23 protein-coding genes are annotated in these 23,940 nt (G+C 71.1%); 9 read left to right on the top strand and 14 right to left on the bottom strand.

From position 1 onward, the window contains the following. Positions 1 to 76 precede the first annotated feature (76 nt). Complete coding sequence (locus tag SH922_RS10735) at positions 77 to 1,750, top strand: alpha-L-fucosidase (RefSeq protein WP_393057311.1); 1,674 nt, start codon at positions 77 to 79, stop codon at positions 1,748 to 1,750. On the opposite strand, the gene SH922_RS10730 is transcribed toward SH922_RS10735, so the two are convergent. Continuing rightward, positions 1,747 to 2,394, bottom strand: a complete 648-nt coding sequence (locus tag SH922_RS10730) for a LuxR C-terminal-related transcriptional regulator (protein ID WP_393057309.1) — start codon at positions 2,392 to 2,394, stop codon at positions 1,747 to 1,749. The genes SH922_RS10735 and SH922_RS10730 overlap by 4 nt on opposite strands. After that, complete coding sequence (locus SH922_RS10725) at positions 2,379 to 3,647, bottom strand: sensor histidine kinase (RefSeq protein WP_393057307.1); 1,269 nt, start codon at positions 3,645 to 3,647, stop codon at positions 2,379 to 2,381. Before SH922_RS10725 ends, SH922_RS10730 begins: the two co-directional genes overlap by 16 nt. 246 nt (positions 3,648 to 3,893) lie before the next feature. Between SH922_RS10725 and SH922_RS10720 the strand changes: the two genes are divergently transcribed. Further along, positions 3,894 to 6,023 carry an MMPL family transporter gene (locus SH922_RS10720; protein WP_393057305.1) on the top strand — a complete coding sequence of 710 codons (2,130 nt, stop codon included), beginning with the start codon at positions 3,894 to 3,896 and terminating at the stop codon, positions 6,021 to 6,023. Between the two features lie 66 nt (positions 6,024 to 6,089). Here SH922_RS10720 and SH922_RS10715 read toward each other — a convergent pair whose 3' ends face one another. The 4 genes from SH922_RS10715 to SH922_RS10700 all read right to left on the bottom strand — a co-directional run bounded on the left by SH922_RS10715 (position 6,090) and on the right by SH922_RS10700 (position 10,892). Beyond that, on the bottom strand, positions 6,090 to 6,698 hold the full coding sequence (locus tag SH922_RS10715) for a winged helix-turn-helix domain-containing protein (protein WP_393057303.1): 609 nt from the start codon (positions 6,696 to 6,698) through the stop codon (positions 6,090 to 6,092). A 395-nt stretch (positions 6,699 to 7,093) separates the two neighbouring features. Continuing rightward, positions 7,094 to 8,128: a glutamine synthetase gene (gene glnII, locus SH922_RS10710; protein WP_393057301.1), complete on the bottom strand. Its 1,035-nt coding sequence runs from the start codon at positions 8,126 to 8,128 to the stop codon at positions 7,094 to 7,096. A 134-nt stretch (positions 8,129 to 8,262) separates the two neighbouring features. Further along, positions 8,263 to 9,408, bottom strand: coding sequence for a hypothetical protein (locus SH922_RS10705; protein WP_393057299.1), 1,146 nt, complete (start codon positions 9,406 to 9,408; stop codon positions 8,263 to 8,265). Then, positions 9,405 to 10,892 carry a hypothetical protein gene (locus tag SH922_RS10700; RefSeq protein ID WP_393057297.1) on the bottom strand — a complete coding sequence of 496 codons (1,488 nt, stop codon included), beginning with the start codon at positions 10,890 to 10,892 and terminating at the stop codon, positions 9,405 to 9,407. The genes SH922_RS10705 and SH922_RS10700 overlap by 4 nt, the downstream gene beginning before the upstream one ends. A gap of 211 nt (positions 10,893 to 11,103) precedes the next feature. Here SH922_RS10700 and SH922_RS10695 point away from each other — a divergent pair, with 211 nt between their 5' ends. Then, positions 11,104 to 12,012: a Gfo/Idh/MocA family protein gene (locus SH922_RS10695; protein WP_393057295.1), complete on the top strand. Its 909-nt coding sequence runs from the start codon at positions 11,104 to 11,106 to the stop codon at positions 12,010 to 12,012. 48 nt (positions 12,013 to 12,060) lie between these two features. On the opposite strand, the gene SH922_RS10690 is transcribed toward SH922_RS10695, so the two are convergent. Continuing rightward, positions 12,061 to 12,420 (bottom strand): arsenate reductase family protein, encoded by a 360-nt coding sequence (locus SH922_RS10690; protein WP_393057293.1) that lies wholly within the window; start codon positions 12,418 to 12,420, stop codon positions 12,061 to 12,063. A 119-nt stretch (positions 12,421 to 12,539) separates the two neighbouring features. On the opposite strand from SH922_RS10690, the gene SH922_RS10685 reads away from it, so the two are divergent. After that, a complete protein-coding gene (locus SH922_RS10685) occupies positions 12,540 to 12,809 on the top strand; it encodes a hypothetical protein (RefSeq protein ID WP_393057291.1) in 270 nt (89 codons plus the stop codon). A gap of 58 nt (positions 12,810 to 12,867) precedes the next feature. Here SH922_RS10685 and SH922_RS10680 read toward each other — a convergent pair whose 3' ends face one another. Next, positions 12,868 to 13,305 (bottom strand): hypothetical protein, encoded by a 438-nt coding sequence (locus tag SH922_RS10680; RefSeq protein WP_393057288.1) that lies wholly within the window; start codon positions 13,303 to 13,305, stop codon positions 12,868 to 12,870. A 135-nt stretch (positions 13,306 to 13,440) separates the two neighbouring features. Here SH922_RS10680 and SH922_RS10675 point away from each other — a divergent pair, with 135 nt between their 5' ends. The 3 genes from SH922_RS10675 to SH922_RS10665 all read left to right on the top strand — a co-directional run bounded on the left by SH922_RS10675 (position 13,441) and on the right by SH922_RS10665 (position 14,777). After that, positions 13,441 to 13,926, top strand: coding sequence for a hypothetical protein (locus tag SH922_RS10675; protein WP_393057286.1), 486 nt, complete (start codon positions 13,441 to 13,443; stop codon positions 13,924 to 13,926). A 285-nt stretch (positions 13,927 to 14,211) separates the two neighbouring features. After that, positions 14,212 to 14,598 (top strand): VOC family protein, encoded by a 387-nt coding sequence (locus SH922_RS10670; RefSeq protein ID WP_393057284.1) that lies wholly within the window; start codon positions 14,212 to 14,214, stop codon positions 14,596 to 14,598. A 53-nt stretch (positions 14,599 to 14,651) separates the two neighbouring features. Then, positions 14,652 to 14,777 (top strand): hypothetical protein, encoded by a 126-nt coding sequence (locus tag SH922_RS10665; RefSeq protein WP_393057282.1) that lies wholly within the window; start codon positions 14,652 to 14,654, stop codon positions 14,775 to 14,777. A 118-nt stretch (positions 14,778 to 14,895) separates the two neighbouring features. Here SH922_RS10665 and glnA read toward each other — a convergent pair whose 3' ends face one another. Next, the gene (gene glnA, locus SH922_RS10660; RefSeq protein ID WP_351003228.1) at positions 14,896 to 16,305 is read right to left on the bottom strand and encodes a type I glutamate--ammonia ligase; all 1,410 of its coding nucleotides are present in this window, start codon (positions 16,303 to 16,305) and stop codon (positions 14,896 to 14,898) included. 276 nt (positions 16,306 to 16,581) lie between these two features. Here glnA and SH922_RS10655 point away from each other — a divergent pair, with 276 nt between their 5' ends. Next, complete coding sequence (locus SH922_RS10655) at positions 16,582 to 17,049, top strand: RDD family protein (RefSeq protein WP_393057279.1); 468 nt, start codon at positions 16,582 to 16,584, stop codon at positions 17,047 to 17,049. A gap of 115 nt (positions 17,050 to 17,164) precedes the next feature. Here SH922_RS10655 and SH922_RS10650 read toward each other — a convergent pair whose 3' ends face one another. The 4 genes from SH922_RS10650 to lipB form a co-directional block, all read right to left on the bottom strand. Beyond that, positions 17,165 to 17,875, bottom strand: coding sequence for a DUF4191 domain-containing protein (locus SH922_RS10650; RefSeq protein WP_393057277.1), 711 nt, complete (start codon positions 17,873 to 17,875; stop codon positions 17,165 to 17,167). A gap of 19 nt (positions 17,876 to 17,894) precedes the next feature. Next, on the bottom strand, positions 17,895 to 18,095 hold the full coding sequence (locus SH922_RS10645) for a hypothetical protein (RefSeq protein WP_136330099.1): 201 nt from the start codon (positions 18,093 to 18,095) through the stop codon (positions 17,895 to 17,897). A 369-nt stretch (positions 18,096 to 18,464) separates the two neighbouring features. Then, positions 18,465 to 19,430, bottom strand: a complete 966-nt coding sequence (gene lipA / locus SH922_RS10640; protein WP_393057274.1) for a lipoyl synthase — start codon at positions 19,428 to 19,430, stop codon at positions 18,465 to 18,467. A 132-nt stretch (positions 19,431 to 19,562) separates the two neighbouring features. Beyond that, on the bottom strand, positions 19,563 to 20,384 hold the full coding sequence (gene lipB / locus SH922_RS10635; RefSeq protein WP_393057272.1) for a lipoyl(octanoyl) transferase LipB: 822 nt from the start codon (positions 20,382 to 20,384) through the stop codon (positions 19,563 to 19,565). A gap of 318 nt (positions 20,385 to 20,702) precedes the next feature. Here lipB and SH922_RS10630 point away from each other — a divergent pair, with 318 nt between their 5' ends. After that, the gene (locus SH922_RS10630) at positions 20,703 to 22,388 is read left to right on the top strand and encodes a regulator (protein ID WP_393057270.1); all 1,686 of its coding nucleotides are present in this window, start codon (positions 20,703 to 20,705) and stop codon (positions 22,386 to 22,388) included. 39 nt (positions 22,389 to 22,427) lie between these two features. Here the strand turns inward: SH922_RS10630 and SH922_RS10625 are convergent, their stop codons facing one another. After that, positions 22,428 to 23,777: an NAD(P)/FAD-dependent oxidoreductase gene (locus SH922_RS10625; protein WP_393057268.1), complete on the bottom strand. Its 1,350-nt coding sequence runs from the start codon at positions 23,775 to 23,777 to the stop codon at positions 22,428 to 22,430. Positions 23,778 to 23,940 lie beyond the last annotated feature (163 nt).

Raw genomic sequence — 23,940 nt, 5'->3', positions numbered from 1 at the left:
GCCACTTCTTGCGGCAGCATGCACGCGTCGGCACCCAATAGATCCGACCACTCGTGGTCGTGAATGGGAGGGAACCATGGCACGACGCACCCATGTGCTCAGCGCGATCGCACTGGCGGCCGCCGCCGCGCTCGTCCCCGTACAGGCCACGGCGCAGCAGTCCGCACCCCGGGGATCCGCAACGCCCGCCGCCCCGTGCAGCGCGCCCGTGAGACCCGCCTCGCAGATGACGGTCGAGGCGTGCGACAGTCCCGAGCGGATCATCGAGAAGGCGGCGAACATCGTCCCCACGACGGGACAGCTGGCGTGGCAGCAGCGGGAGGTCACCGCCTTCACGCACTTCGGCATGAACACCTTCACCGACCGTGAATGGGGTTCCGGTACGGAGGACGAGAAGCTCTTCGCGCCGAAGAGCATCGACGCCGACCAGTGGATGCGCGCCTACAAGGCTGCCGGCGTCGAACAGGTCATGCTGACCGTCAAGCACCACGACGGCTTCGTCCTGTACCCGAGCCGCTACACCGACCACTCGGTCGCCCTCAGCCCCGGCAGCCCCGATGTCGTGGCCGCCTATGTGAAGGCTGCCCGCAAGGCAGGCCTGAAGGTCGGCCTCTACCTCTCGCCCTCCGACGGCGCCGAACTTCCGCACGCCTGGCATGCCGAGTGGGTCGAGAAGATCCGCGCCAAGCAGGCCGAGGGCAAACCGCTGAGCCTGCCCGAGCGGATGGCGCTGGCGGACGGCGACCGCGCCCCCGCCGGCCAGGGCCGCTTCGGCAACGGCAGCGCCGTCACCGAGCGCACGATTCCCACGCTCGTCCCCGGCGACGACCGCGCCGCCCGCGTGAAGAGCGGCAAGCTGCCCACCTTCAAGGTGCAGGCCGACGACTACGACGCGTACTACCTCAACCAGCTCTACGAGATCTTCACCCAGTACGGTCCGGTCGAGGAGCTCTGGCTCGACGGCGCCAACCCGTGGTCGGGCTCCGGCATCACTCAGAAGTACGACGTCAAGCAGTGGTTCGACATGGTCAAGGCGCTCTCGCCGAACACCGTCGTCTTCCAGGGCCCGCAGGGCGTCCGCTGGGTCGGCAACGAGTCCGGCACCGCCCGGGAGACCGAGTGGAGCGTCACCCCGCACACCACCGACCCGTGGACGGGACTCGGCAGCCTGCCCAACGACTCGACCGACGCCGACATCGGCTCCCGGGCCAAGCTCCTCGACCCGGCCGTCAACTTCCTCCAGTGGTACCCGGCCGAGGCAGACGTCTCCAACCGGCCCGGCTGGTTCTACCACGAGGACGAACAGCCCAAGACCGCAGCGCAGTTGGTGGACCTGTACGAGAAGAGCGTCGGCCGCAACGCCTCGCTCCTGCTCAACGTCCCACCCGCTCCCGACGGCCGGATCGCGGACGCGGACGTCGCGTCACTGACCGCCTTCGGCAACGACGTGCGCCGGATCTACGGTTCCGATGTACGCACGCAGGGCCCGGGCCCGTACACCTTCGACCGGGTGGCGGTCCGTGAGGACATCCGGCACGGTCAGCGGGTCGAGAGGTTCGCCGTGGAGGCCAGGATCGACGGCGTGTGGCAGCGGATCGCCGAGGGCACGACCATCGGCCACGAGCGCATCCTGCCGCTGCCCGCAGCCGTCACCGCCTCGGCGGTCCGCGTCAAGGTGCTGGAATCCAGGGCGAAGCCGTACCTCGGGGCGACGACGCTGCACCTCACCGCCCCGCCGGCCACCTCCTAGCCGCGATCCAGATACGCGAGTACCGCAAGAACGCGGCGGTTGTCGTCGTCGGAGGGCGGCAGGCCGAGCTTCCCGAAGATGTTCGAGGTGTGCTTGGCCACCGCCCGCTCCGTGATCACCATCTGCGAGGCGATCGCCGCGTTCGAACGGCCCTGGGCCATCAGCTCCATGACCTCCCGCTCCCGCGGTGTCAGCCCGCCCATCGGCTTGTCCTGCGCGCGCCGCGACAGCAACTGCGAGATCACCTGAGGGTCCATCGCCGTGCCGCCCGCGGCGACCCGGCGTACCGCGTCGATGAACTGGTCGGCGTCGAACACCCGGTCCTTCAGCAGATACCCGATCGCCCCGTTGCCGTCCGCCAGCAGCTCGCGCGCGTACAACTGCTCGACGTGCTGGGAGAGTACGAGCACCGGCAGCCCCGGCCTGGCCCGCCGGGCCGCCAGGGCGCACTGGAGCCCCTCGTCCGTGTGGGACGGCGGAAGCCGGACGTCGACGACGGCGACGTCCGGCTCCAACTCGGCGAGTGCTCTGGTGAGTTCGGGCCCGGTCTCGACGGCGGCCGCGATCTCGAAGTCGTACGCCTCCAGCATGCGCACCAGGCCGTCGCGCAACAGGAAGAGATCTTCGGCTAGGACAACTCGCAAGGGATCTCCATGGTCACCATGGTGGGACCGCCCGCGGGGCTGCTGACGGCCATGATGCCGTCGAATGTACCGAGCCGGCGTTCGATACCGCTCAGGCCCGAGCCCTCTCCGGTCACCGCACCACCCTTGCCGTTGTCCGTGACCGAGATCCTCAGCATCCCGCCGACGTGCTGCAGGTCCACCCAGATCCGGTCCGCTCCCGAGTGCTTCGCCGCGTTCGTCAGGGCCTCGCTGACCGCGAAGTACGCCGCCGACTCGACCGGGGCCTCGGCCCGGCCGTCCAGCTCCACGTCCACATCCGACGGGATCGGCAGCCGCAGCGCCAGGGCCCTGACCGCGTCCCCGAGGCCTCGCTCGGCGAGGACCGGCGGGTGGATGCCCCGCACCAGGTCGCGCAGCTCGGTGAGCGCCTCGGCCGAGGACGCGCGGGCCGTCGCCAGCAGCTTCTTCGCCTGAGCCGGGTCCTTCTCGATCAGCGCCTCGATGGTGCCGAGGTTCATGCCCATGGCGACCAGCCGGGCCTGCGCCCCGTCGTGCAGGTCCCGCTCGATGCGCCGCAGTTCCGACGCGGCGGTGTCGACCGCCTCGTGCCGGGTCTCGGTCAGCCGGTCGATGCGCAGCGCCAGCTCCTGCTCATGGGTGGGGGCCAGCACCGAACGGGCGATCACGAAGTGTGCCCGCAGCAGCCGTTCGCTCAGCGCCACACCGGTCGCGAAGAGCGCCACCCCGAGCGCGGCGGCGGCCAGGCCCGTCGCCTGGCTGTCGACGGGGACGAACGCGTACCAGTACCGGTCGTCCGTGAAGACCCGCCACAGTCCCGCCGCCAGGACGAAGCCCTCCACCGGGTAGATCATCAGCGCCGCGGCCAGCACCGCCACCACATAACCGGCGGTCATGTCGACCAGCATCCACTGGATGTCCCGCCAGGTCGCCGGGTCCTTCAGCATCAGCGTGGTCCGCTCCACCTGCCCGGTGAACCCGCTGCGCACATCCTTCGGCAGCGGCCGGTACGGGACCGGGATACGGACGTCCGACCAGGTGATGGCCAGCAGACGGCGCTGATTGGCGTGCTTGCGGACAGCCGCCAGCACCTGCGGGGTGGTGACCAGGCCGATGCCCAGCGGGATGAAGGCGATGGAGAGCACCGTCAGCACGAAGAGCGTGACCGAACCCGCCATCGAGGCGATCGACAGCACCAGCCCGCGCCCCGCTGCAAGCAGCGCCGCCCTTATCCGTCCCTGCTCCGCTTTCATCCTGGTCCCCTTCCCTCGCCGGCTTGCCGAGCCGTCGTGCCGGCACCGGTCCGTGCCCCAGTCTGGCCTGTCGGACGCCGAGGACGTCAGCCGTTCTGCCACCCGGCGGGGGTGTACCCAGCACCACCCCCGTGACCTCGCCCTACGTCCCGCGGAGAGGGGGTCTCGACGGCTGGGGCCGCGGGCCCGGGATTCCTAGATTCGGTGGTGTCCGGTCCGACGTCTACATCAGGGGGCGAACACGCCATGAGGCGCAATCTCGCGGCACGTATCGGTGTGTGGAGCGCGCACCATCGCAAGACAGCCATTCTCGGCTGGCTGCTCTTCGTCGTACTCGCCGCGGGCATCGGCGGCGCGTCGGGCATGGTCGAGATGACGAACGCGGAGAACGGCGCCGGCGACTCGGCCCGCGCCGAGCAGATCCTCTCCGACGCCGGCCTCGGCCACCGGGCGGGCGAACTGGTCATGGTGTCGTCGGCCGAGCCCGACGGCTGGCGGAAGGCGGCACAGGAGCTGTCCACGGCCCTCGGGAAGACCGGTGAGGTGACGGACCTCGCGAAGCCGGTCGCCTCCGAGGACGGCAAGGACGCACTGATCACCTTCGAGATGAAGGGCGACGCGGCCACCTCAGCCGACCGGGTGCAGCCCGTCCTGGACGCCGTGGCCGGGGTCCAGGAGGCCCGGACGGACGTCACCGTCCACCAGTTCGGCGAGGCCAGTGCCGGGAAGTGGCTCGGCGATCTGCTCTCCGAGGACTTCAAGAAGGCCGAGTTCACCGCCGTGCCCCTGGCGCTCGGCATCCTGCTGGTCGCCTTCGGCGCCGTGGTCGCGGCCCTGCTGCCCGTGGGCCTCGCACTGACCGCGTGCCTGGCAGCCTTCGGCCTGCTCTCGCTCGCCAGCCACCAGCTGCACCTCTTCCAGACCACGTACTCCGTGATGTTCCTGATGGGCTTCGCCGTCGGCGTCGACTACTGCCTCTTCTACCTGCGGCGTGAGCGTGACGAGCGGGCCGCGGGGCGCGACGCCGAGACGGCGCTGCGGATCGCCGCGGCGACCAGCGGCCGCTCCGTACTCGTGTCGGGGCTGACCGTCATGGTCGCGATGGCCGGCATGTTCCTGTCCGGACTCCTGCTGTTCAAGGGCTTCGCCCTTGCCACGATCATCGTGGTCTTCATCGCCATGATGGGCTCCGTGACGGTCCTGCCCGCACTGCTCTCCTGGCTGGGCGACCGGATCGACTCCGGACGGGTGCCGCTGCTGAACCGCCGCGACAAGCGCGGCAGGAAGGAGAGCGGCAGGTTCGCGGGCCGGCTGCTGCGGCCCGTCCTGGCCAGGCCGAAGTTCTTCGCCGCCGCCTCGGTCGTCGTCCTGCTGGTGCTTGCCGCGCCGGCCCTCGGCATGAAGACCGAGTCGCTGGGCCTGGAGAAGCAGTTCGGATCGGACTCCCAGCTGTCGGTCGCCCACCGCCACATCAGCGAGACGTTCCCCGGCGGTCCCGCCCCCGCCCAGGTGGTCGTCGAGGCGGACGACATCGAGGCACCGGCCGTACGCAAGGCGCTCGCCGGCTTCGACAAGGTGACCGTCCACCGGGCGCAGAACGTCGCGGAGATCGAGGTACCGCTGCCCGGCGGCGAGGCCGGTCTGTCCGAACTGCGGGAGGACCGGCTGCCGGCCGCGTTCGACGGCACGGGCGCGCGGGCCTATGTCACCGGTGAGGTGGCCGGGTCGGTGGACTTCAACGACCAGCTGAAGCGCGGCATCGCGCCCGTCTTCCTCTTCATCACCGCGGTGACCTTCCTGCTGATGCTGTTCTGCTTCCGCAGCTACGTCATCGCCGTGACCTCGATCCTGCTCAACCTGCTCTCGGTCGCCGCCGCCTACGGTGTGATGACCGCCGTGTTCCAGCACGGCTGGGGCGCCTCGCTGATCGGTTCGGAGGGGGTCGGTGCCATCGAGTCCTGGATGCCGCTGTTCGTCCTCGTCGTCCTGTTCGGGCTCTCGATGGACTACCACGTCTTCGTGGTCTCCCGGATCCGCGAGGCCCATGGCCGCGGTCTCTCCACCCGGGCCGCGATCGACGAGGGCATCCGGCGCACGGCCGGCGCGGTGACCGGTGCGGCCGTGATCATGGTGGCGGTGTTCTCGGTCTTCGGGACGCTGTCGATGCAGGACATGCAGCAGATGGGCGTGGGCCTGGCCGTCGCGGTGCTGCTGGACGCCACGATCGTACGGATGGTCCTGCTGCCCTCCGTGATGGCGCTGCTGGGCGAGCGGAACTGGCGCACCCCGCGCGCCCTGACCCGCCTGCCGGACCTGGACCACAGCGAGCCGGAGCCGGAGCGTGTTCCCGCGGCGGCCCAGGTGACGCACGGCTGATCCCGGACGAGCGAAGTCGGCCCCGGCTGCGGTACGTACCGCAGCCGGGGCCCACCTCGTGTGCGGTCAGGGTACGTACTTGTAGCCGACGCGCCGCACCGTCTGGATCGACCGGCGGTGCTTGGCGCCCAGCTTGCGGCGCAGCCGGGCGATGTGGACGTCGACGGTGCGGCCGTCGCCCACGTGCCCGTAGCCCCAGACCGTGGTCACCAACTGGTCGCGGGTGTGGACCCGGTGGGGGTACGCCACCAGATGGGCGAGGAGCTCGAACTCCAGGTAGGTGAGGTCGAGTGTGTTCCCGTTCACCGCGGCGGTGCGCTGGACGGAGTCGATCCGTACAGGCCCGGCTCCCTCGTCCTCCAGCACCTCGGGCACCACGTACTGGGCGGCCGCGGCCGCGATGGCCGGCTGCTGGTCGGCGGGGATGAGCACCAGATAACCGACCATCGGCGGCCGGCCCGGCAGCGCCGGCAGGGTGTGCTGGGGCGCGGGCAGCCAGGTCGCGCCCGGAGTCAGGAACGCGGAGACGTCGGCAGGCCGGACGACTTCGTCCGGATCCACGGCTCGCAGACGGGGCCGGTTGGGGGAGAGGGGACGGGCGGAAGCGGTCGCAGCGGTCGTCGACGGCGCTGCGGTGGCAGCGACTGCGGCGGAGAAAGTACGGGTGTTCGCCATGAGGGTCAGCTCTTTCGCGCGAGGGAGTCGTCTGTGGACGGACTTGCTTCGTGCGCGCGGACCGAAGACCGGGGTGAGCGGTGTTAGAGGGCCTGCGCGTTCAACGCGCGGCAACACACCCGGTCGAAGTCGTGATGCTGACGGGAGGGCCAGAACGGCTCGAGGTCGCTGCGACCTGTCGAGGTGTGCTGGATGCTGGCCATGCCCCCATTGAACCAGAGAACAGGGCGGGGGAGCAGACCTCTCTCACCCGTCGATACGGACCTTTTGCGTTACGTTCCTCACCCGCATCCCTCAACCCGCTTGCGGCGGTTGGGGATGCACCGTCCCGGGCACGCCGAAGGGCGCCCACCGGCTGTGCGGCGGGCGCCCCTCGTACGTGCGGTGCCGCGGGATCAGACCTGGTCGGCCTTCTCCAGCGCGGCGCAGCAGGTGTCGGTGATCAGCCGCGTGACGACGTACGGGTCGACGTTCGCGTTCGGGCGACGGTCCTCGATGTAGCCCTTCTGGTCCTGCTCTACCTGCCACGGGATACGGACCGAGGCACCGCGGTTGGAGACGCCGTAGCTGTACTCGTTCCACGGGGCGGTCTCGTGCAGGCCCGTCAGCCGGTCGTCGATGCCCGCGCCGTAGTTCTTGACGTGGTCCAGCGGCTTCGAGCCCTCGCCCAGCGACTCGCAGGCGGTGATGATCGCGTCGTAGCCCTCGCGCATCGCCTTGGTGGAGAAGTTGGTGTGCGCGCCCGCCCCGTTCCAGTCGCCCTTGACCGGCTTCGGGTCGAGGGTCGCGGAGACGTTGAAGTCCTCGGCGGTGCGGTAGAGCAGCCAGCGGGCGATCCACAGCTGGTCGGAGACCTCCAGCGGGGCCAGCGGGCCCACCTGGAACTCCCACTGGCCGGGCATGACCTCGGCGTTGATGCCGGAGATGCCCAGGCCCGCCTTCAGACAGTTGTCGAGGTGCTTCTCGACGATCTCGCGGCCGAAGATCTCGTCCGCGCCGACGCCGCAGTAGTAGCCGCCCTGCGCGGCCGGGAAGCCGCCCACGGGGAAGCCGAGCGGACGGTCGCCGTCGAAGAAGGTGTACTCCTGCTCGATGCCGAAGATCGGCTCCTGGCCGCCGAACTGCTCGGCGACCGGGCGCAGTCCGGCACGCGTGTTGGTCTCGTGCGGGGTCATGTCGATGTTGAAGACCTCGCACAGGACCAGGACGTCGTCACCGCCGCGGATCGGGTCCGGGCAGGTGAAGACCGGCTTCAGCACCCGGTCGGAGGCGTGGCCCTCGGCCTGGTTGGTGCTCGACCCGTCGAAGCCCCAGATGGGCAGCTCGGCCACGTCGGACGACGGGGTCCCGGGCATGATCTTGGTCTTGGAACGGAGCTTGGCGGTCGGCTCGGTGCCGTCGATCCAGATGTACTCAGCCTTGAACGTCACGGAAGCCCATCCTTTGCGGGTGCTGCGGTCTATGCAGCGCAGCTTCGCAAGGCGCGATTTCCCGACCGTTGCCCTCGTGTGAACCCCGTGTTACCGAGGTTTCCTGCGTAAGACGGGACGGTCGTGGGCTGCCGCTACCGGCTGCCGCGGTCCCGGAGCAGCGACTCGAAGCCGGCGGCACGGATCCGCCGCACCAGTTCCTCCGGGGTGGTGCCGAGCGCCACCGCCGCCCGCGGGAGCAGCCAGTCCGCTTCGGCGAGCCGTTGCAGCAGATGCCCGCGCCGGATCTGTGCCTCGGACAGCCGGAACGTCTTCAGGTAGGCGACCTGCCCCTTGTGGTCGGTGATCGTCTCGCCGATGTGCTGCCCGTCCCGGTTGCGCAGGAACGGCGGCAGGAACCGCCACAGCGTGAACGACCCCATCCGGTACACCCGGTCGAAGGCGTACGAGATGTCCAGCAGCTCCCGCGCGAAGAGCGTGTCGTGCGTCTCGCCCCACTCCCGCTCCTGCTCCCGCGCGGCGGCCCGCAGATCGGCGAGCGTCCGCATGTGGGGGCCGTCCGGGATCCGGGCCCCGAAGTCGGCCACCGGTGCGCCGTACATCGCGTACTGGTGGACCAGCTCCCCGTACAGGTCCTGGACGAGCGTCGGGTGCAGCAGGCGGTAGTCGTCGGGATGCGGGACCACGAAGGCGGCGGCGAGCGCGTCGGCCGTGTACACCATCACCCCGCACTGGCCGGGATGGATCTCGAACGCCCTCAACGCGTCGCCCAGCCCGCGCACCGACCACCCCAGGTACGCGTCCTCGGCGCGCGGCGAAAGCCCGTCGCGCAGCGCCTGGCGCGACCACTCCTCCCAGGCGGTCGACGGCCCGCCGAAGTGCAGCGCGAGATAGCCCTCCATCGCGAGGTGCAGCGGCAGGAAGCGCAGCCGGTTCCCGGGCTGCCGCTTGGCCAGGCGGTGGTGACGGTGGCGCGGCAGCGTGAGCGTCCTGGGCGGGGTGCTCTGCGAGCCGCTCCCGCCCTGAGCGGCCAACTGCGTCCCGTACGCGGCGGTGTTCGCCCCCTCACCCGCCCAGTCCGCGACGAAACCGTGCGGGATGTACGAGGTGTAGTGGGTGCGCGGACCCACCTCGACCATGCCGGTCCCGTACCCCGTGTACACCTCCCGGTGCAGCCGGAGCCCCTCGACGGGCCTCTCGCGCACCAGCGGTACGAGCCGGATGCCGCCCCACACCTGCGCCGGGCGGGCGGTGAGCCCGGTCAGTTCGAGCCTGTTCACAGCGGTCCTCCCGACGGGTCGTCGTGCACGAACCGGGCGACCTGCCGGTCCAGGTACGCGTACAGCTCGGCGGGGCCGGTGCGGCCCTCGGAGAACTGCGCGATCTCCACCAGCGCGGGCAGGTCCTCCGCGTCCCGGATCCCGGCCGTCGGCACGCTCGGAGCCAGCCGCCGGACGTCGAAACCGTCCGCGTCGTATACAGGGTTCACATGGACCACCGCCGTGCGCCGGTCCGGATCGAGCCTGGTCCGCCACACCCGCAGCACCTCACCGGCGAGCCCCGGCGGGGCGTTGTCCCAGCCGTCCGACACGATGACCAGCCGGTCCGGACCGTGCTCCAGGGCGTCCAGGACACGAATGCCGAGCGGTGTCGGCCCCCACGGCCTGACCAGCAGCGAATCCATCGATCCGGTCGTCCACAGTGGGGTGTACGCACCGGGCGCGGCGAGGGCCTCCAGCAGGAAGTGGCAGGCCAGCGCCACCGCGAGCGGACGCCGCCGCTTCTCGCCCGAACCGGCCGAGGAGTAGCTGTCGTCGAGCACGGCGGCGACCCGCCCCCAGCTCCCGGCATGCGGTCCCGCCGCCCGGCGGGCGGCGGTGCGCAGGGCCAGGGTCAGCTCCGTGCGGTGGCGGCTGCGCAGCCCGGTGCCGAACGACAGGACGTACAGGGCGAGCCGGGTCAGCGGCATCACGGTCAGATCGACATCCGCCGGAAGTTCCAGAGGGGCGGCCGTGCTGCGCTGCCCCTGGGTGCGCAGCCGCTCCAGCCGCGTCATCCGGGGCACCATCCGCTCCAGGAACGCCTCGCGCTTCATGCCGTGCCGGGCCGCGAAGCCCTCGGCGACGGTGAACGGCAGCTCGCCGACGGCGCCCTGCTCGTAGTGGGCGCGGCGCCAGGCGTCGAGCAGCCGGTGCCGGTAGCGCGGCAGCTTCCCCGGCCGGAAGAGGAAGGCCCCCAGCTCGCCGCCCGGGGCCCCGCCCGCCTGCCCCAAGCCGTCGTCGAGCCGGAGATGGGCATGGCGGACCGCGGTCTTCAGCCCCGCGCGGTACTTCACGGCGTCGTGCGCCGGATCCGGCCGTCCGGCCAGCCAGTCGCGCATGATCGCGCGGGTGCGCCGGTTGTTGACCCTGGCCGCCCGCAGCCCCCGGAACAGCCGGTAGACCCGTTGCGGTGGCAGCTTCGCCAGCCTGGCCGCGATCAGCAGACCCTCGGTTCGCCTCTCCTCGGCCGAGGCGTCGGCGGGGTGCTCCAGCAGGCCCTGCACGATGCGCACGGCGTTGTGGTCGTTGATGTCCAGGGCCAGCGACGCGGCGTACACCCGGCGGTAGTTGACCCGTACGTACTCGTGCAGGAAGTCCAGCGAGAGCTGCTGCCGGTACGCCTGCGAGTGGAACTCGCGCTGGCCGGTCGCGGTGATCGCCGCGTTGACGAACAGGAGCACGTCCTCGGCGGCGACAAGGTCGGCAAAGGTCTCGGTCGGCATGATGAATCCCCCGTGGTGTTCCGCGAGGCGGTACGCACATGCGGAAGCCGGCCGGGGAATGAGGGGGCGAACAGCGAAATGTTTGCTTTAGAGGCAAGTCCCGGAAGTCGCCCCGGAGTCCCGCGGCCGGCCCCGCCAACATAACGACCTCCCCGCACGCCCCGCCACCGGATTCGAACGGCCACCACGGCGCACCGGGCACACTGGTGCCATGACGACACCCGAGACACCCCTGCGCATCGGTCTGGTCGGTACGGGCCCCTGGGCCCGCAACACCCAGGCCCCCGCCCTCGCCGCCCACCCCGGCGCCGTGCTGAGCGGGGTGTGGGGCCGCCGTGCCGAGGCTGCCGGGGAACTGGCCGCCGCACACGGCACCACGGCGTACACCGGGGACGCGGGGCTCGACGAACTCTTCGCCGTGAGCGACGCCGTGGCGTTCGCCGTGCCGCCGGACGTCCAGGCCCCGCTGGCCGCGCGCGCCGCGGCAGCCGGCTGCCATCTCCTGATGGACAAGCCGGTGGCCACGACCGTCGAGGGCGCCCGTGAGGTGGCCGAGGCCGCCGAGCAGGCCCGGGTCGCCTCGATCGTCTTCTGCACCCTGCGGTTCGCACCGGAGACCGCGGACTGGATCGCCGAACAGGGCGCGACGGGCGGCTGGTTCACCGCTCACGCCGAGTGGATCGGTGCCCTGTGGGCACCCGGCGCCGACAGCGATTACGCCGCCTCCCCCTGGCGCAGGGAGAAGGGCGGCCTGTGGGACGTCGGCCCGCACGCGCTCTCGGTCCTCATCCCGGTGCTCGGCGACGTCACCGCCCTGACCGCGGCCCGTGGCCCCGCCGGCACCCACCACCTCGTCCTGCGCCACACCTCCGGCGCCTCCAGCACGGTGACGCTCACGCTGGCGGCGCCGGTGGCGGCGGCCGGGGTGGGCATCGAGCTCAGGGGCGAGCACGGCATCGTCGGACTGCCCCGGTGGGACGGCGCCGTCGGCGCGTTCGGCGCAGCGGTGGACGCGCTGATCGCCTCGGCGCGTACGGGGGAGGCGCACCCCTGCGACGTACGGTTCGGGCTCCGGCTGACGGAACTGCTCGCACAGGCCGAGGCGCAGGCGGCGTCGTAGGGCTCGATGCCCGGCCTGGTGGCCGCCTCCGGTGCGCTGGCCTGCGGCTCAGCGCCCCAGCACGTCCCGGACGGCCTCGTCCGTGCGCGCGACGACGGCTGTGCCGTCCTCCGCCGTGATGATCGGCCGCTGGATGAGCTTCGGGTGCTCGGAGAGGGCCGCGATCCAGCGCTCCCGCGCATCCGCGTCGCGCGGCCACTCCTTGAGCCCCAGCTCCTTCGCGTCCGCCTCCTGGGTGCGCGTGATGTCCCACGGCTCCAGCCCCAGCCGGTCGAGCACGGCCCGGATCTCGTCCGGCGAGGGCACGTCCTCCAGGTAGCGGCGGACGGTGTAGCCGGCGCCCTCCGCGTCGAGCAGCTGCACCGCGCTGCGGCACTTCGAACAGGCGGGATTGATCCAGATCTCCATGGGTCCAAAGGTACGCGATGGACCTGCGAAAACCCCTCTGGCCAGGGGCGATTGTCAGTGGGGGGCAGTAAAATAGGGGTAGTTAGTGAGGGTTCCACCACCGTGCCAGGAGGTTGCCAATGGCCGTAGCCGCAGTCACGACCAAGCCGCTCCACACACCCCTGAAGAAGAAGCCGCTCCCCGCCGGACGGCCCCGTGAGTGGTACGTCTCCCACAATCGCCGGCTGAAGGCGATGCGCCTGGCGATCGCCCTGCTCGACACGGGCGTCTACCACCCGTCGAGCGCGAGCAACACCCGGATACGTACGACCGCCGAGCGCCTCGCCATCCACCCGCCGTCCGACACCACCTGCCGCATGGTCCGTGCGCTGATCCGCTACGGCCGCTGACCCCTCACCCTCCCGCCGAGGACCGCGCCCCCGGACGACCCGGGGGCGCGGTCGCGTCTCAGAACCCGCTGCATGTCGCGGTGGCGAAGGCGCCGGAAGCCCGGTCGGTGCGGCGGGTGCCGTCGTCCACCGTCACCGAACAGGACACGTCACCACCCGACTTCCCGAGACTGACGACGAACGAACCACCGCTCATGAACCCCTTGGTGTCCAGCTCTCCGGCCCACGGCAGACTCCGCAGGCTCAGCCGCCCGGTGGACAGTTCCTCGCCCTTCCACGTGCTGTAGGTGAGCGTCACGTCCTCGGCGGCGCCGGTGACCTCGTACCGGATGTGTACGGTCCGCGAGCCCTCCGCCGAGACCTCACGGGCCAGCACCGCGGAGACCGCGCCGGCGCCGAGGGCGAGCAGGACGAGGATCATCAGCAGCACCCACGGCCACAGCCGCCGCCGCGGGGGCGGCGGGGCCGGTGCGCCGGGAGAGGTCTGCTCGTTCATCCCCCCAGACTCGGCGGTCCGCGCCCGGCCCGCGACCCCACCGCCCCCGGCCGCTCACCCGTCCGGCCTACACCGCATGCGCCCCCACCTGCCGCCCCCTTGACTTGGGGCGACGGACGAGTGCTGGGAGGCACGATGACGAGGCGAGGCGTACGGGGCGCGAGCGCGGTACTGGTGGCGATGACCGTGGCGTTCACGGCATCGGCATGCTCGGACGACGGGGACAGCGCGTCCAGCACGGTGTCGGAGGCGGCATCGGCGGCCTCCTCCGTCGCCTCCCAGGGAGCCGATGTGGTCGCCTCCGCGACGGCCGCCGCCGAGGAGAAGCTGAACAGCTTCAAGGACGGCGTGAACGCGGGCGGTGACGTCAAGGCGGGCGCCCCCGCCACCGACAAGGACGGCCGCGTCACCTCGAAGATCACGGTGAAGAACGGCACCGACTCTTCGCAGTCGTACGTCGTGCAGATCAACTTCAAGGACGGAGGCGGCAATCTGCTCGACACGGTCGTGGTGACGGTCGACGACGTGGCCGCCAAGGGGACCAAGGACGCCACGGCCCGCAGCAACCGCAAGCTGAACGGGGACGTCAAGGTCGAGGTGGCCAAGGCGCTGCGGCACTGACCGGGCGCGGTGACATCGTGATGATCACCGACGGGGAGTGCGACGTCAGCGATCGGTGGACGCGCGGCGGTCGCCGGCACCGTCCTGGATGCCCTGTGCGACGACCTCCGCAGCATCGTCGCCCATGCGGCCGGCGACTCCTCCGGGTCGTCTGAACGGCCCTCCGCCCGGGCGCGTCGGGCCCGTGCACGCTTCCGGGCCCGCCGCACGCCCCATGATCGGTACACCGAACCGCCTGGGCGCGACGTGAACCGATGGCTCAGGCCCGACGCACGGGAGAGCACCATGCGAATCCACCTGACCAGTGTCTTCGTCGACGACCAGGACAGGGCCCTGCGCTTCTACACGGACGTGCTGGGCTTCGTGAAGAAGGCCGAGGTCCCGGTGGGCCGGGACCGCTGGCTGACCGTCGTCTCGCCGGACGACCCCGACGGGACCGAACTCCTGCTGGAGCCCGACGGCCATCCCGCGGTGAAGCCGTACAAGACGGCCCTGGTCAAGGACGGTATCCCGGCCGCCTCCTTCGCCGTGGACGACGTCCCCGCGGAGTTCGCCCGGCTGCGCGAACGCGGGGTGCGCTTCACGCAGGAGCCGCTGGAGGTGGGCCCGGTGACCGTCGCGGTCCTGGACGACACGTGCGGCAACCTGATCCAGATCGTGCACAGCGCGTAGACGCCGCGCTGTGCACCGCACAGCTGCCCGCAGGCACCCGGAGCGACGCTCCGGTGGCGTCGTTCTTCCACCACGGCGAGCGGATCACCTACGCCGTACCGGCGGTCATCGTCGGCCTGGTCTCGGCAGGCGGTGCACTCACGCTCACCAACTCCCACGTCACCGAAGAGCCCCACTGAGAGCCACCCGCCCGGCTGCGCGGGCCTGACACGCAAACGCCACCGGGACCGGCGCATTTCAGCGCCGGTCCCGGTGGCTTGCTCACATCTCGCTGCTCAGGCCGTGGTGACCTGCTGCCTAGAGGTCGAAGTACAGCTCGAACTCGTGCGGGTGCGGGCGCAGCTGGATCGGGGCGATCTCGTGCGTGCGCTTGAAGTCGATCCACGTCTCGATGAGGTCGGACGTGAAGACGCCGCCCGCCAGGAGGTACTCGTGGTCCGCCTCGAGGGCGTCGAGGACGGCCGGGAGGGAGGTCGGCACCTGCTGGACGTTGGCGTGCTCCTCGGGAGCCAGCTCGTACAGGTCCTTGTCGATCGGCTCCGGCGGCTCGATCTTGTTCTTGACGCCGTCCAGGCCGGCCATCAGGAGGGCCGAGAAGGCGAGGTACGGGTTGGACGACGGGTCCGGGGCGCGGAACTCGACGCGCTTGGCCTTCGGGTTGGAGCCCGTGATCGGGATGCGCATCGCGGCGGAGCGGTTGCGCTGCGAGTACACCATGTTGACCGGGGCCTCGAAGCCGGGGACCAGGCGGTGGTAGGAGTTCACCGTCGGGTTGGTGAAGGCCAGCAGCGACGGGGCGTGCTTGAGGATGCCGCCGATGTAGTAGCGCGCCATGTCCGAGAGGCCCGCGTAGCCCTGCTCGTCGTAGAACAGCGGGTCGCCGCCGGCCCACAGGGACTGGTGGACGTGCATGCCCGAGCCGTTGTCGCCGAAGATCGGCTTCGGCATGAAGGTCGCGGTCTTGCCGTTGCGCCAGGCGACGTTCTTCACGATGTACTTGAAGAGCATCAGGTCGTCGGCCGCGGCGAGCAGCGTGTTGAACTTGTAGTTGATCTCGGCCTGGCCGGCGGTGCCGACCTCGTGGTGCTGGCGCTCGACCTGGAGGCCGTTCTTGTCCAGCTCCATGGAGATCTCGGCACGCAGGTCGGCGAAGTGGTCGACCGGCGGGGTCGGGAAGTAGCCGCCCTTGTAGCGGACCTTGTAGCCGCGGTTGTTCTCCTCCGACCCGGTGTTCCAGGCGCCGGCCTCGGAGTCGATGTGGTAGAAGGACTCGTTCGCCGAGGTCTGGAAGCGGACGTTGTCGAACACGTAGAACTCGGCCTCGGGGCCGAAGTACGCGGTGTCGGCGATGCCGGTGGAGGCGAGGTAGGCCTCGGCCTTCTTGGCCACGTTCCGCGGGTCACGGCTGTACTGCTCGCCGGTGATCGGGTCGTGGATGAAGAAGTTGATGTTGACGGTCTTGTCGCGGCGGAACGGGTCGACACGGGCGGTCGACAGGTCCGCGCGCAGCGCCATGTCGGACTCGTGGATGGCCTGGAAGCCGCGGATCGAGGAGCCGTCGAAGGCGAGCTCCTCGGTCGGGTCGAAGACCGCTGCCGGGATGGTGAAGTGCTGCATCACACCGGGCAGGTCGCAGAACCGGACGTCGATGAACTTGACGTCTTCGTCGGCGATGTACTTCTTCACGTCGTCGGCGTTCTGGAACATCCAACTCCTCCTACTCCCGGCCCGGGAGGGACGGGGTTGCAGCTCGTTGTGTGGCCAGTGCGGTGGCACACGCTGGACCCGACCATAGGCAGACCGGATTTCTCAAGCATGACCCATTTGTTTCGCCGAAGTTAACCGAGCCGGGTGTGAGCGGCACCTCGTGACCCGCTCGGCGGCCGGTTCCCGGCACATTCCGGGCCGGTTTCGGTGCGATGTCCCGGGCCGTGGCGGCCCCCGCCCGGCAGGAGGCGCGGGCGGGCGCAGTACCGTGGTCGGGTGGACAATAGGCAAGCAATCGGATCGTGGCTCTCCGGGCCGCGTGCGGCCGCCGAGGAGATGGGCGCCGACTTCGGGTACCGGGGCAAGCGGCTCGGGCTTCCCGAGCACGGGCCGGGTGCCGTGGCGCCGCTCGGGCGGCGCTTCGGCGCGATCTTCGTCGACTGGGCCCTGTGCATGCTGATCGCATACGGGCTGTTCGCTCGCGGTGACCAGCAGGCGACGGGTAACTGGGCGCTCGGCATCTTCCTCGTACTGAGTGTGCTCACCGTCGGCACCATCGGCTGCACGCCCGGCAAGCGCCTGCTGGGCATCAAGGTCGTCGCCGAGGACGGCGGGCGCCTGGGGGCCGGACGGGTGCTGGTGCGCACTCTGCTGCTGTGCCTGGTGATCCCCGCCCTCGTCTGGGACCGTGACGGGCGCGGACTGCACGACCGGTTGGCCCGCGCCGTTCAGGTCCGCACCTGATCCTCCGTATCTGATCTTCTGCATCTGATCGGGGGAGCGGCGCACCGACGAAAGAGGGCGGGTCACGAACCCCTTGGTTCGTGACCCGCCCTCTTCTTGCGTTCCCTCAGTCCGCTCAGCGCATCTTTCCGCCGCGCGGCATCCGCATGCCCTTCGGCATGGGGCCCTTCGGCAGTGGCATGTTGCTCATAAGGTCGCCCATCGCGCGCAGCCGGTCGTTGGCGGCCGTCACCTGCGGGCCGGTCAGGACGCGCGGCAGCTTCAGCATCTTGGTGCGCACCTTCTTGAGCGGCACCTGACCCTCGTCGTTGCCGACGATGATGTCGTGCACGGGCACGTCGACCACGATGCGGGCCATCTTCTTCTTCTCGGCCGCCAGCAGGCCCTTCACCCGGTTCGGGTTGCCCTCGGCCACCAGCACGATGCCCGCCTTGCCCACGGCACGGTGGACGACGTCCTGGCTGCGGTTCATCGCGACCGCCGGCGTCGTGGTCCAGCCACGGCCCACACGGTCCAGCACGGCCGCCGCTGCGCCCGGCTGTCCCTCCATCTGCCCGAAGGCCGCCCGCTCGGCACGCCGCCCGAAGACGATCGCCATCGCGAGGAGGGCGAGCACGAAGCCCAGGATGCCCACGTAGATCGGGTGGTCGATCAAGAAACCGATCGCGAGGAGGACACCGAAGGTGACGATTCCCACACCCGCGACGACAAGACCGATCTTGGAGTCGGTCCGCCTGGTCATCTTGTAGGTCAGGGCGATCTGCTTGAGCCGCCCCGCGTTCTCGGCGCTGTCCGCGCCTTCAGTGGATTCTGCCTTCCTCGCCATGCAATGAAGTTTACGTGGCCTAGGAACGGTGGTCGGCCACGGCCTCCAGTACGTACTCGGACTCGACCCGGTCCTTGGCCCGGCGGCGGTCCTCGAGGACCGCGGTCCAGGCGTTGCGGCGGGCGGTGCGCTGGCCGCTGCTCAGTAGCAGCGACTCGACGGCGCGGAGGGCATCGGTGACGGACGGAAGGGCGGTGGCGCGTACCGGCACGGCCTGCATCGTGGAAGTCCCCTCTGAACGGATGCGCTCACCGGGCGGTGCCCGGCGGGCGGAGTGTGCTGCGCGGACTGGATACGGGGCGCAGGGGGCGGCAGTGGCCGCCGGTGCCTCTCCCGGCCAAGCTTCGCCCTGTCGGGGCGAACATCGCCGGTCACGGCACTGGTGGCACTGCGCTGCGTGTATCCAGGGTCACTGCTTGGTGTTACCAGCGCATGACCGGTCGGTCAAACACCAATGAAACCTTGATGTGGGCGCCGCGCACGCCGACGCGGCCCATACGCGCCTCCGACCTGCGAGGAGCGCACGGGCCGCGTCGAATCAGCCATTACTGCTCAGTAGCTTCTTGTGCTCGGATTCACACGGGCTGCGCTACGCGGTCGGCGCCCCGGTTACCGCTCCGCGCCGCTCCATCGCCTGCTGGAACAGCCGGCCCGCGCGGTACGAGGAGCGGACCAGCGGTCCGGACATCACGCCGGAGTAGCCGATGGCGTCGGCCTCCTCCTGGAGCTCCACGAACTCGTGCGGCTTCACCCAGCGCTCGACCGGGTGGTGGCGCGGGGTCGGCCGCAGGTACTGCGTGATCGTGATGAGCTCGCAGCCCGCGTCGTGCAGGTCCCGGAGCGCCTGGCTGACTTCCTCGCGGGTCTCGCCCATGCCGAGGATCAGGTTGGACTTGGTCACCAGACCGGCCTCGCGGGCGCGGGTGATGACCTCCAGGGAACGCTCGTAACGGAAGCCGGGACGGATCCGCTTGAAGATCCGCGGCACGGTCTCCACGTTGTGCCCCAGCACCTCGGGGCGCGAGGAGAAGACCTCGGCGAGCTGCTCGGGCTCCGCGTTGAAGTCGGGGATCAGCAGCTCGACCTTGGTGTGGCCGCCCTCCCGCTCCGCCGTCAGCGCGTGGATCTGGCGCACGGTCTCCGCGTACAGCCAGGCGCCGCCGTCCTCCAGGTCGTCGCGCGCGACGCCGGTGATGGTGGCGTAGTTCAGGTCCATCGTGACGACCGACTCGCCGACGCGGCGGGGTTCGTCCCGGTCCAGCGCCTGCGGCTTGCCCGTGTCGATCTGGCAGAAGTCACAGCGCCGGGTGCACTGGTCGCCACCGATGAGGAACGTGGCCTCGCGGTCCTCCCAGCACTCGAAGATGTTGGGGCAGCCTGCCTCCTGGCACACCGTGTGCAGACCCTCGCTCTTCACGAGCTTCTGCAGCTGGTTGTACTCGGGGCCCATCTTCGCCCGGGTTTTGATCCACTCGGGCTTGCGCTCGATGGGGGTCTGGCTGTTCCGGACCTCAAGGCGCAGCATCTTGCGCCCGTCGGGTGCGACAGCGGACACTCCGGCACTCCCCTTTGCTTTCGCTGCATTGGATTCTTCGGCGAACACCAGGGTACGCCCGTAGTTCAAACGGCTTTACGTCTGCCCAACCTGTGGCCGGCAGGGCCTATTCCCGGAGGGGTGCTCCGAGGGTCAGGCCGTGGCCACGGTTTGGCTCTCGGAGTGCTCCCGCTCGATCGTGCGCGGGGCGAGGTCGGCGTTCTCCAGGATGTCCCGGAGGTGCTTCTCGGCGACCGGGAGCACGTCGGCGATCGTGATCTCGCGGCCGAGTTCGTAACTGAGCGACGTGACGCCGGCGTCCCGGATGCCGCACGGCACGATCCGGTCGAACCAGGTGGTGTCCGGGTTCACGTTGAAGGAGAAGCCGTGCATCGTGACGCCCTTGGCGACCCGGATGCCGATCGCGGCCAGCTTGCGGTCCTCGCGGCGCTGGCCGGCGTTGGACGGGGCGTACTCGGGGCCGTTCAGCCGGGCGTCGAACTCCTCGTCCTGCAGCCGAGGGTCGAAGTCGAGGGACAGCCCGCCGATCGCCGGGCGCTCCTCGACCGGGTCGCCGAGCACCCAGACCCCGCTGCGGCCCTCGACCCGACTGGTCTCCACGCCGAACTCCGCCGCCGTGCGGATCAGCGCGTCCTCCAGGCGGCGGACATGTGCGACGACGTCCACCGGACGCGGCAGCTTCTGGATCGGGTAGCCGACCAGCTGGCCCGGACCGTGCCAGGTGATCTTGCCGCCGCGGTCCACGTCGATGACCGGGGTGCCGTCCAGGGGACGCTCGTTGTCGGCCGTGCGCCGGCCCGCCGTGTAGACGGGCGGGTGCTCCAGCAGCAGGCAGGTGTCGGGGACGGTGTCCTCGAACCGCGCCGCGTGCACCTCGCGCTGCTTCTGCCAGGCCTCCTGGTAGTCGACGGCATCCTCGCCGAATCCCAGACGGACGAACCGAAGCTCAGTCACGACAGCAGCCTCTCTACTTGCGGTGCCGGGGGCCGGGGGTGTCCCGTCATCACGTCACCATGCACCGAATCGCGCCTCCGGCCACTGTACGACCGGCTTCGGAGCGGGGGCCCGGCAGGTGGTTCCCGTCAGCGCCGCCCTCAATCCTCACACGATCGGATGAATGTGAAGCGAGAGTGGCCGGGGCCGCCCCGGGGGCCGCTAAATTCGCGCCGTTCCCCAGGGCCTGCCCAGCACCGCGACGCCGCGGGGAAATGCCAGAGCAGGCCCCAGGGACTGCTGCCCGCCCGGCCCCGAAGGCAGGAGACCGTACAGCTGATGTCGGAACGACCCCCGCAGCGCACTCCCAACCGCCGACTCGCCTCGCTCATCACCGAGGCCGGGTTCTCCAACGCCGGCCTCGCCCGCCGGGTGGACCAGCTCGGTCTCGAACACGGCCTCGACCTGCGGTACGACAAGACCTCCGTGACCCGCTGGCTGCGCGGGCAGCAGCCGCGGGGCACCACACCCGCACTGATCGCCGAGGTCTTCACCCGGCGGCTCGGCCGCCGGCTCTCCGCGCAGGACCTGGGCCTGGACGCCTGCGCGCCCGTCTACGCCGGGCTGGAGTTCGCGGCCACCCCCGCCGAGGCGGTCGACATCGTCAGCGGACTGTGGCGCAAGGACTCCGGCAGTCATGTGGAGCTGCGGAAGATCGCCTTCACCCCGGCGGGGCTGGTCGTCCCCAGCCGGGACTGGCTGATCGGGCGGGCGGACGAGTGGGTGGGACGGGCCGGCGAAGCCGCAGCGGTGGCGGGCGGCACCGGCAGGGCGCACGGGGCCGCCCAGGCGCACTCCGGGCCGCGCACGGCGCCCGGACCGCACGGGATGCACGGCAGCACGGCGAACGGGCAGCACAGCGGCGGGAGCGGCCTCGGGGGACCCGGCGCCGGGTCCGTGCCCGGGGTGCCCGAGCAGGGCGGCACGCCCGGGCACGGCGTCCGGCACGGGCTCCGCGGGCCCACACCGTCCCGGCCCGCCGGACCGCACGCGCCCGGCGGCTCCCCGGCACCCCTCGGCCCCGGCGTTCCCCGGCAGCGGCAGACCGAACAGGGCTCCGGGCAGAAGGTCGGCAGCGGCGACGTCGCCGCCCTGCGCTCGGTCGCCGAGCTCTTCCGCACCCTGGACAACGCCTACGGCGGCGGCCACGCCAGGCAGGCCCTCGTCCGGTACCTGGAGCACGAGACGGAGCCGATGCTGCGCGGTACGTACGGGGAGGCCACCGGGCGGCGGCTCTTCGCCGCCGCCGCCGACCTGACCCGGCTCGCCGGCTGGACCTCGTACGACATCGCGGCCCACGGGCTCGCCCAGCGCTACTTCGTCCAGGCGCTCCGGCTGGCCCAGGCCGCCGGTGACCGGGCCTACGGCAGCTTCGTCCTGATCACCATGAGCAGGCAGGCCGTCTACCTCGGGCACGGGCGCGAGGCGGTGCAGCTGGCGCGGGTGGCCCAGCAGGGCGTCGGCTCCTCCGCGCCCCACGCCGTGCTGGCCCTGCTGCACGCGGTCGAGGCACGAGGTCACGGGGTTCTCGGCGAGGCCAAGGCGTGCGTGGCGTCGCTCGCGCGGGCGGAACGCGCGCTGGAGGCCTCCCGCCCCGGCGACGAGGTGCCGCACTGGGCGCGCTACTTCGACGAGGCCCAGCTCGCCGACGAGCTCGGGCACTGCCACCGCGACCTCCAGCAGTACCGGGCCGCCGCACAGCACGCGGAGCGCTCGCTCCAGCTGCGCGCCCCCGCGTACGCCCGCAGCCGGCTGTTCTGCCGGGTGGTACTGGCCTCCGCCCGGCTCGGGCTCGGCGAGCTCGACCAGGCCTGCCGGCTGGGCGCGGAAGCCGCGCATCAGGCCGCCGAGATGCGGTCGGTGCGCGCCACGGAGTACGTACGGGACTTCGAGCGACGCCTCGAACCCTTCCGGGATGCCGCCGCGGTCCGCGGCTACCGCGAGCGGGTGGCCGCGCTGGGATGAGGCCGCGCCCGCCGGGCGCGGCCCGTCCCCCGAGCGGCTCTACGCCGCCTCGGGCAGCACCGTGATGTTCTCCCCGGCGGGGCTCACCCCCAGGTCGGTGAGGATCGCCCCGGCCGCGCGACGGCCGGAGGACAGGGCCCCCTGGACCGTGCCGGTGTCGCGGTGGTCGCCGCACACGTACAGGCCCGCGAGCAGCCGGACCGGGCGCTGTGGGTCGTGCGGGGCCATCATCGAGGGCACCGCCTCCGGATCGTGATGGGTGGCCAGCAGTTCCCAGTCGTCGGTGGGTGTCCCGTAGAGCGCCGCGAGGTGCGCACGGACCATGCGGTCCAGATCGGCCGGCGGGGTGCCGAGCACCGTCGAGCTGATCAGGACGCGGCCGTGCGGGGCGCGCGCCGGATCGACCTCGCTCATCACCGCGGTGTGCGTGACCGGTCCCGAGCGGTCGGCGTCCAGGAGCAGCGAGGCGCCGGTCGGCGGGGGAGCGGGGGCGGTGTGGTGGAGCACCGTCACGGGGTGGAAGGACGGCACGTGCAGACCGGGGAGGAGCTCGGCCGCGGCGCTCGCGCCGGTCGCCAGCAGCAGGGAGCGGCAGCCCAGTTCGCCGTGTTCCTTGGTGCGCACCGAGGTGATGTCCGCTGCCGTGACGTGCACGCCGGTCCGTACGGTGCCGGGCGGCAGCGTGGCCGCGAGCAGTTCGGGCAGTGTGGCCGAACCACCCGACGGTACGCAGAGCCTGCCGCTCGCGTAGCCGCGCAGCGCGAGGTCGGCGCACCGGCTCGACGTGGTGAGTGCGGGGTCGCTGAGCAGCGCCGTGAGCAGGGGGCGCACGAAGCCGTTGAGCGTCCGGGCGGACAGGCCGCGGCCGGACAGGGCGTCGAGCGCGGCCCGTTCGGGCCGGGCCAGGATGCGGGCCCGTGGGGTGGCCGCGAGCCGGGCCAGCGCCACTCCGAGCCGGGCCTGGTCGATCGCCCCGCCCATGGCGCCGGTGAGGCTCCCGCCCAGGGGCGCCCGGGGGGCGCTTGCGAGGGCGCGCGCCGCCTTGAATGCGCCCCGCGCGCTGCGTGAGCCCCGGGGGCTGCGTATCTCCCCGGTCCGGTACCGGCGGCCCTCGCTGTGGACGAGTACGCCGGGATCGAAGTTCCGCAGGGCGAGTCCGTCGAGTCCGGGCGTCGCGTGCAGCTCCGGATACGAGGTGTTGAGAAGTGGTCCGATGTGGTCGAGCCGGAACCCGTCGACCTCGTCGGTCATCATCCGGCCGCCGACCCGGGGGCCGGCTTCCAGGACGCTGACGCTCACTCCCGCACTGGTCAGTCGGTGGGCCGCTGACAGGCCGGCGATCCCGGCCCCGATGATGACGACGTCCGCGTGGTGTGCCGTGCTGAGCACGTGCCCCTCCCCGAGTCGGCGCAACTGGTGGGAGGCTCTTGCCCTCAACAGGCCACCGGAATGCGCGAGTTCGGCATGATGCTAGGAGGGTGGCGGGATCGGGCGCAGTCGCGCGCGAGCCGGGGCACCGGTGCACGGGGTCGCACATCCGTCTGAATTCGGC

Origin of the sequence: Streptomyces sp. LN549 (assembly GCF_043203805.1) — a bacterium.
Taxonomy (GTDB): Bacteria; Actinomycetota; Actinomycetes; order Streptomycetales; family Streptomycetaceae; genus Streptomyces.
Note: the sequence above shows the minus strand (reverse complement) of the source record. Positions and strands in the feature narration are given on the sequence as shown.

What these genes read in the sequence shown, in the direction of transcription:
- SH922_RS10735 (WP_393057311.1), top strand. Translation starts at nt 77, where the DNA reads ATGGCACGACGCACCCATGTGCTCAGCGCGATCGCACTGGCGGCCGCC.
- SH922_RS10725 (WP_393057307.1), bottom strand. Translation starts at nt 3,647, where the DNA reads ATGAAAGCGGAGCAGGGACGGATAAGGGCGGCGCTGCTTGCAGCGGGG.
- SH922_RS10720 (WP_393057305.1), top strand. Translation starts at nt 3,894, where the DNA reads ATGAGGCGCAATCTCGCGGCACGTATCGGTGTGTGGAGCGCGCACCAT.
- SH922_RS10715 (WP_393057303.1), bottom strand. Translation starts at nt 6,698, where the DNA reads ATGGCGAACACCCGTACTTTCTCCGCCGCAGTCGCTGCCACCGCAGCG.
- SH922_RS10700 (WP_393057297.1), bottom strand. Translation starts at nt 10,892, where the DNA reads ATGCCGACCGAGACCTTTGCCGACCTTGTCGCCGCCGAGGACGTGCTC.
- SH922_RS10695 (WP_393057295.1), top strand. Translation starts at nt 11,104, where the DNA reads ATGACGACACCCGAGACACCCCTGCGCATCGGTCTGGTCGGTACGGGC.
- SH922_RS10690 (WP_393057293.1), bottom strand. Translation starts at nt 12,420, where the DNA reads ATGGAGATCTGGATCAATCCCGCCTGTTCGAAGTGCCGCAGCGCGGTG.
- SH922_RS10685 (WP_393057291.1), top strand. Translation starts at nt 12,540, where the DNA reads ATGGCCGTAGCCGCAGTCACGACCAAGCCGCTCCACACACCCCTGAAG.
- SH922_RS10680 (WP_393057288.1), bottom strand. Translation starts at nt 13,305, where the DNA reads ATGAACGAGCAGACCTCTCCCGGCGCACCGGCCCCGCCGCCCCCGCGG.
- SH922_RS10675 (WP_393057286.1), top strand. Translation starts at nt 13,441, where the DNA reads ATGACGAGGCGAGGCGTACGGGGCGCGAGCGCGGTACTGGTGGCGATG.
- SH922_RS10670 (WP_393057284.1), top strand. Translation starts at nt 14,212, where the DNA reads ATGCGAATCCACCTGACCAGTGTCTTCGTCGACGACCAGGACAGGGCC.
- glnA (WP_351003228.1), bottom strand. Translation starts at nt 16,305, where the DNA reads ATGTTCCAGAACGCCGACGACGTGAAGAAGTACATCGCCGACGAAGAC.
- SH922_RS10650 (WP_393057277.1), bottom strand. Translation starts at nt 17,875, where the DNA reads ATGGCGAGGAAGGCAGAATCCACTGAAGGCGCGGACAGCGCCGAGAAC.
- SH922_RS10645 (WP_136330099.1), bottom strand. Translation starts at nt 18,095, where the DNA reads ATGCAGGCCGTGCCGGTACGCGCCACCGCCCTTCCGTCCGTCACCGAT.
- SH922_RS10630 (WP_393057270.1), top strand. Translation starts at nt 20,703, where the DNA reads ATGTCGGAACGACCCCCGCAGCGCACTCCCAACCGCCGACTCGCCTCG.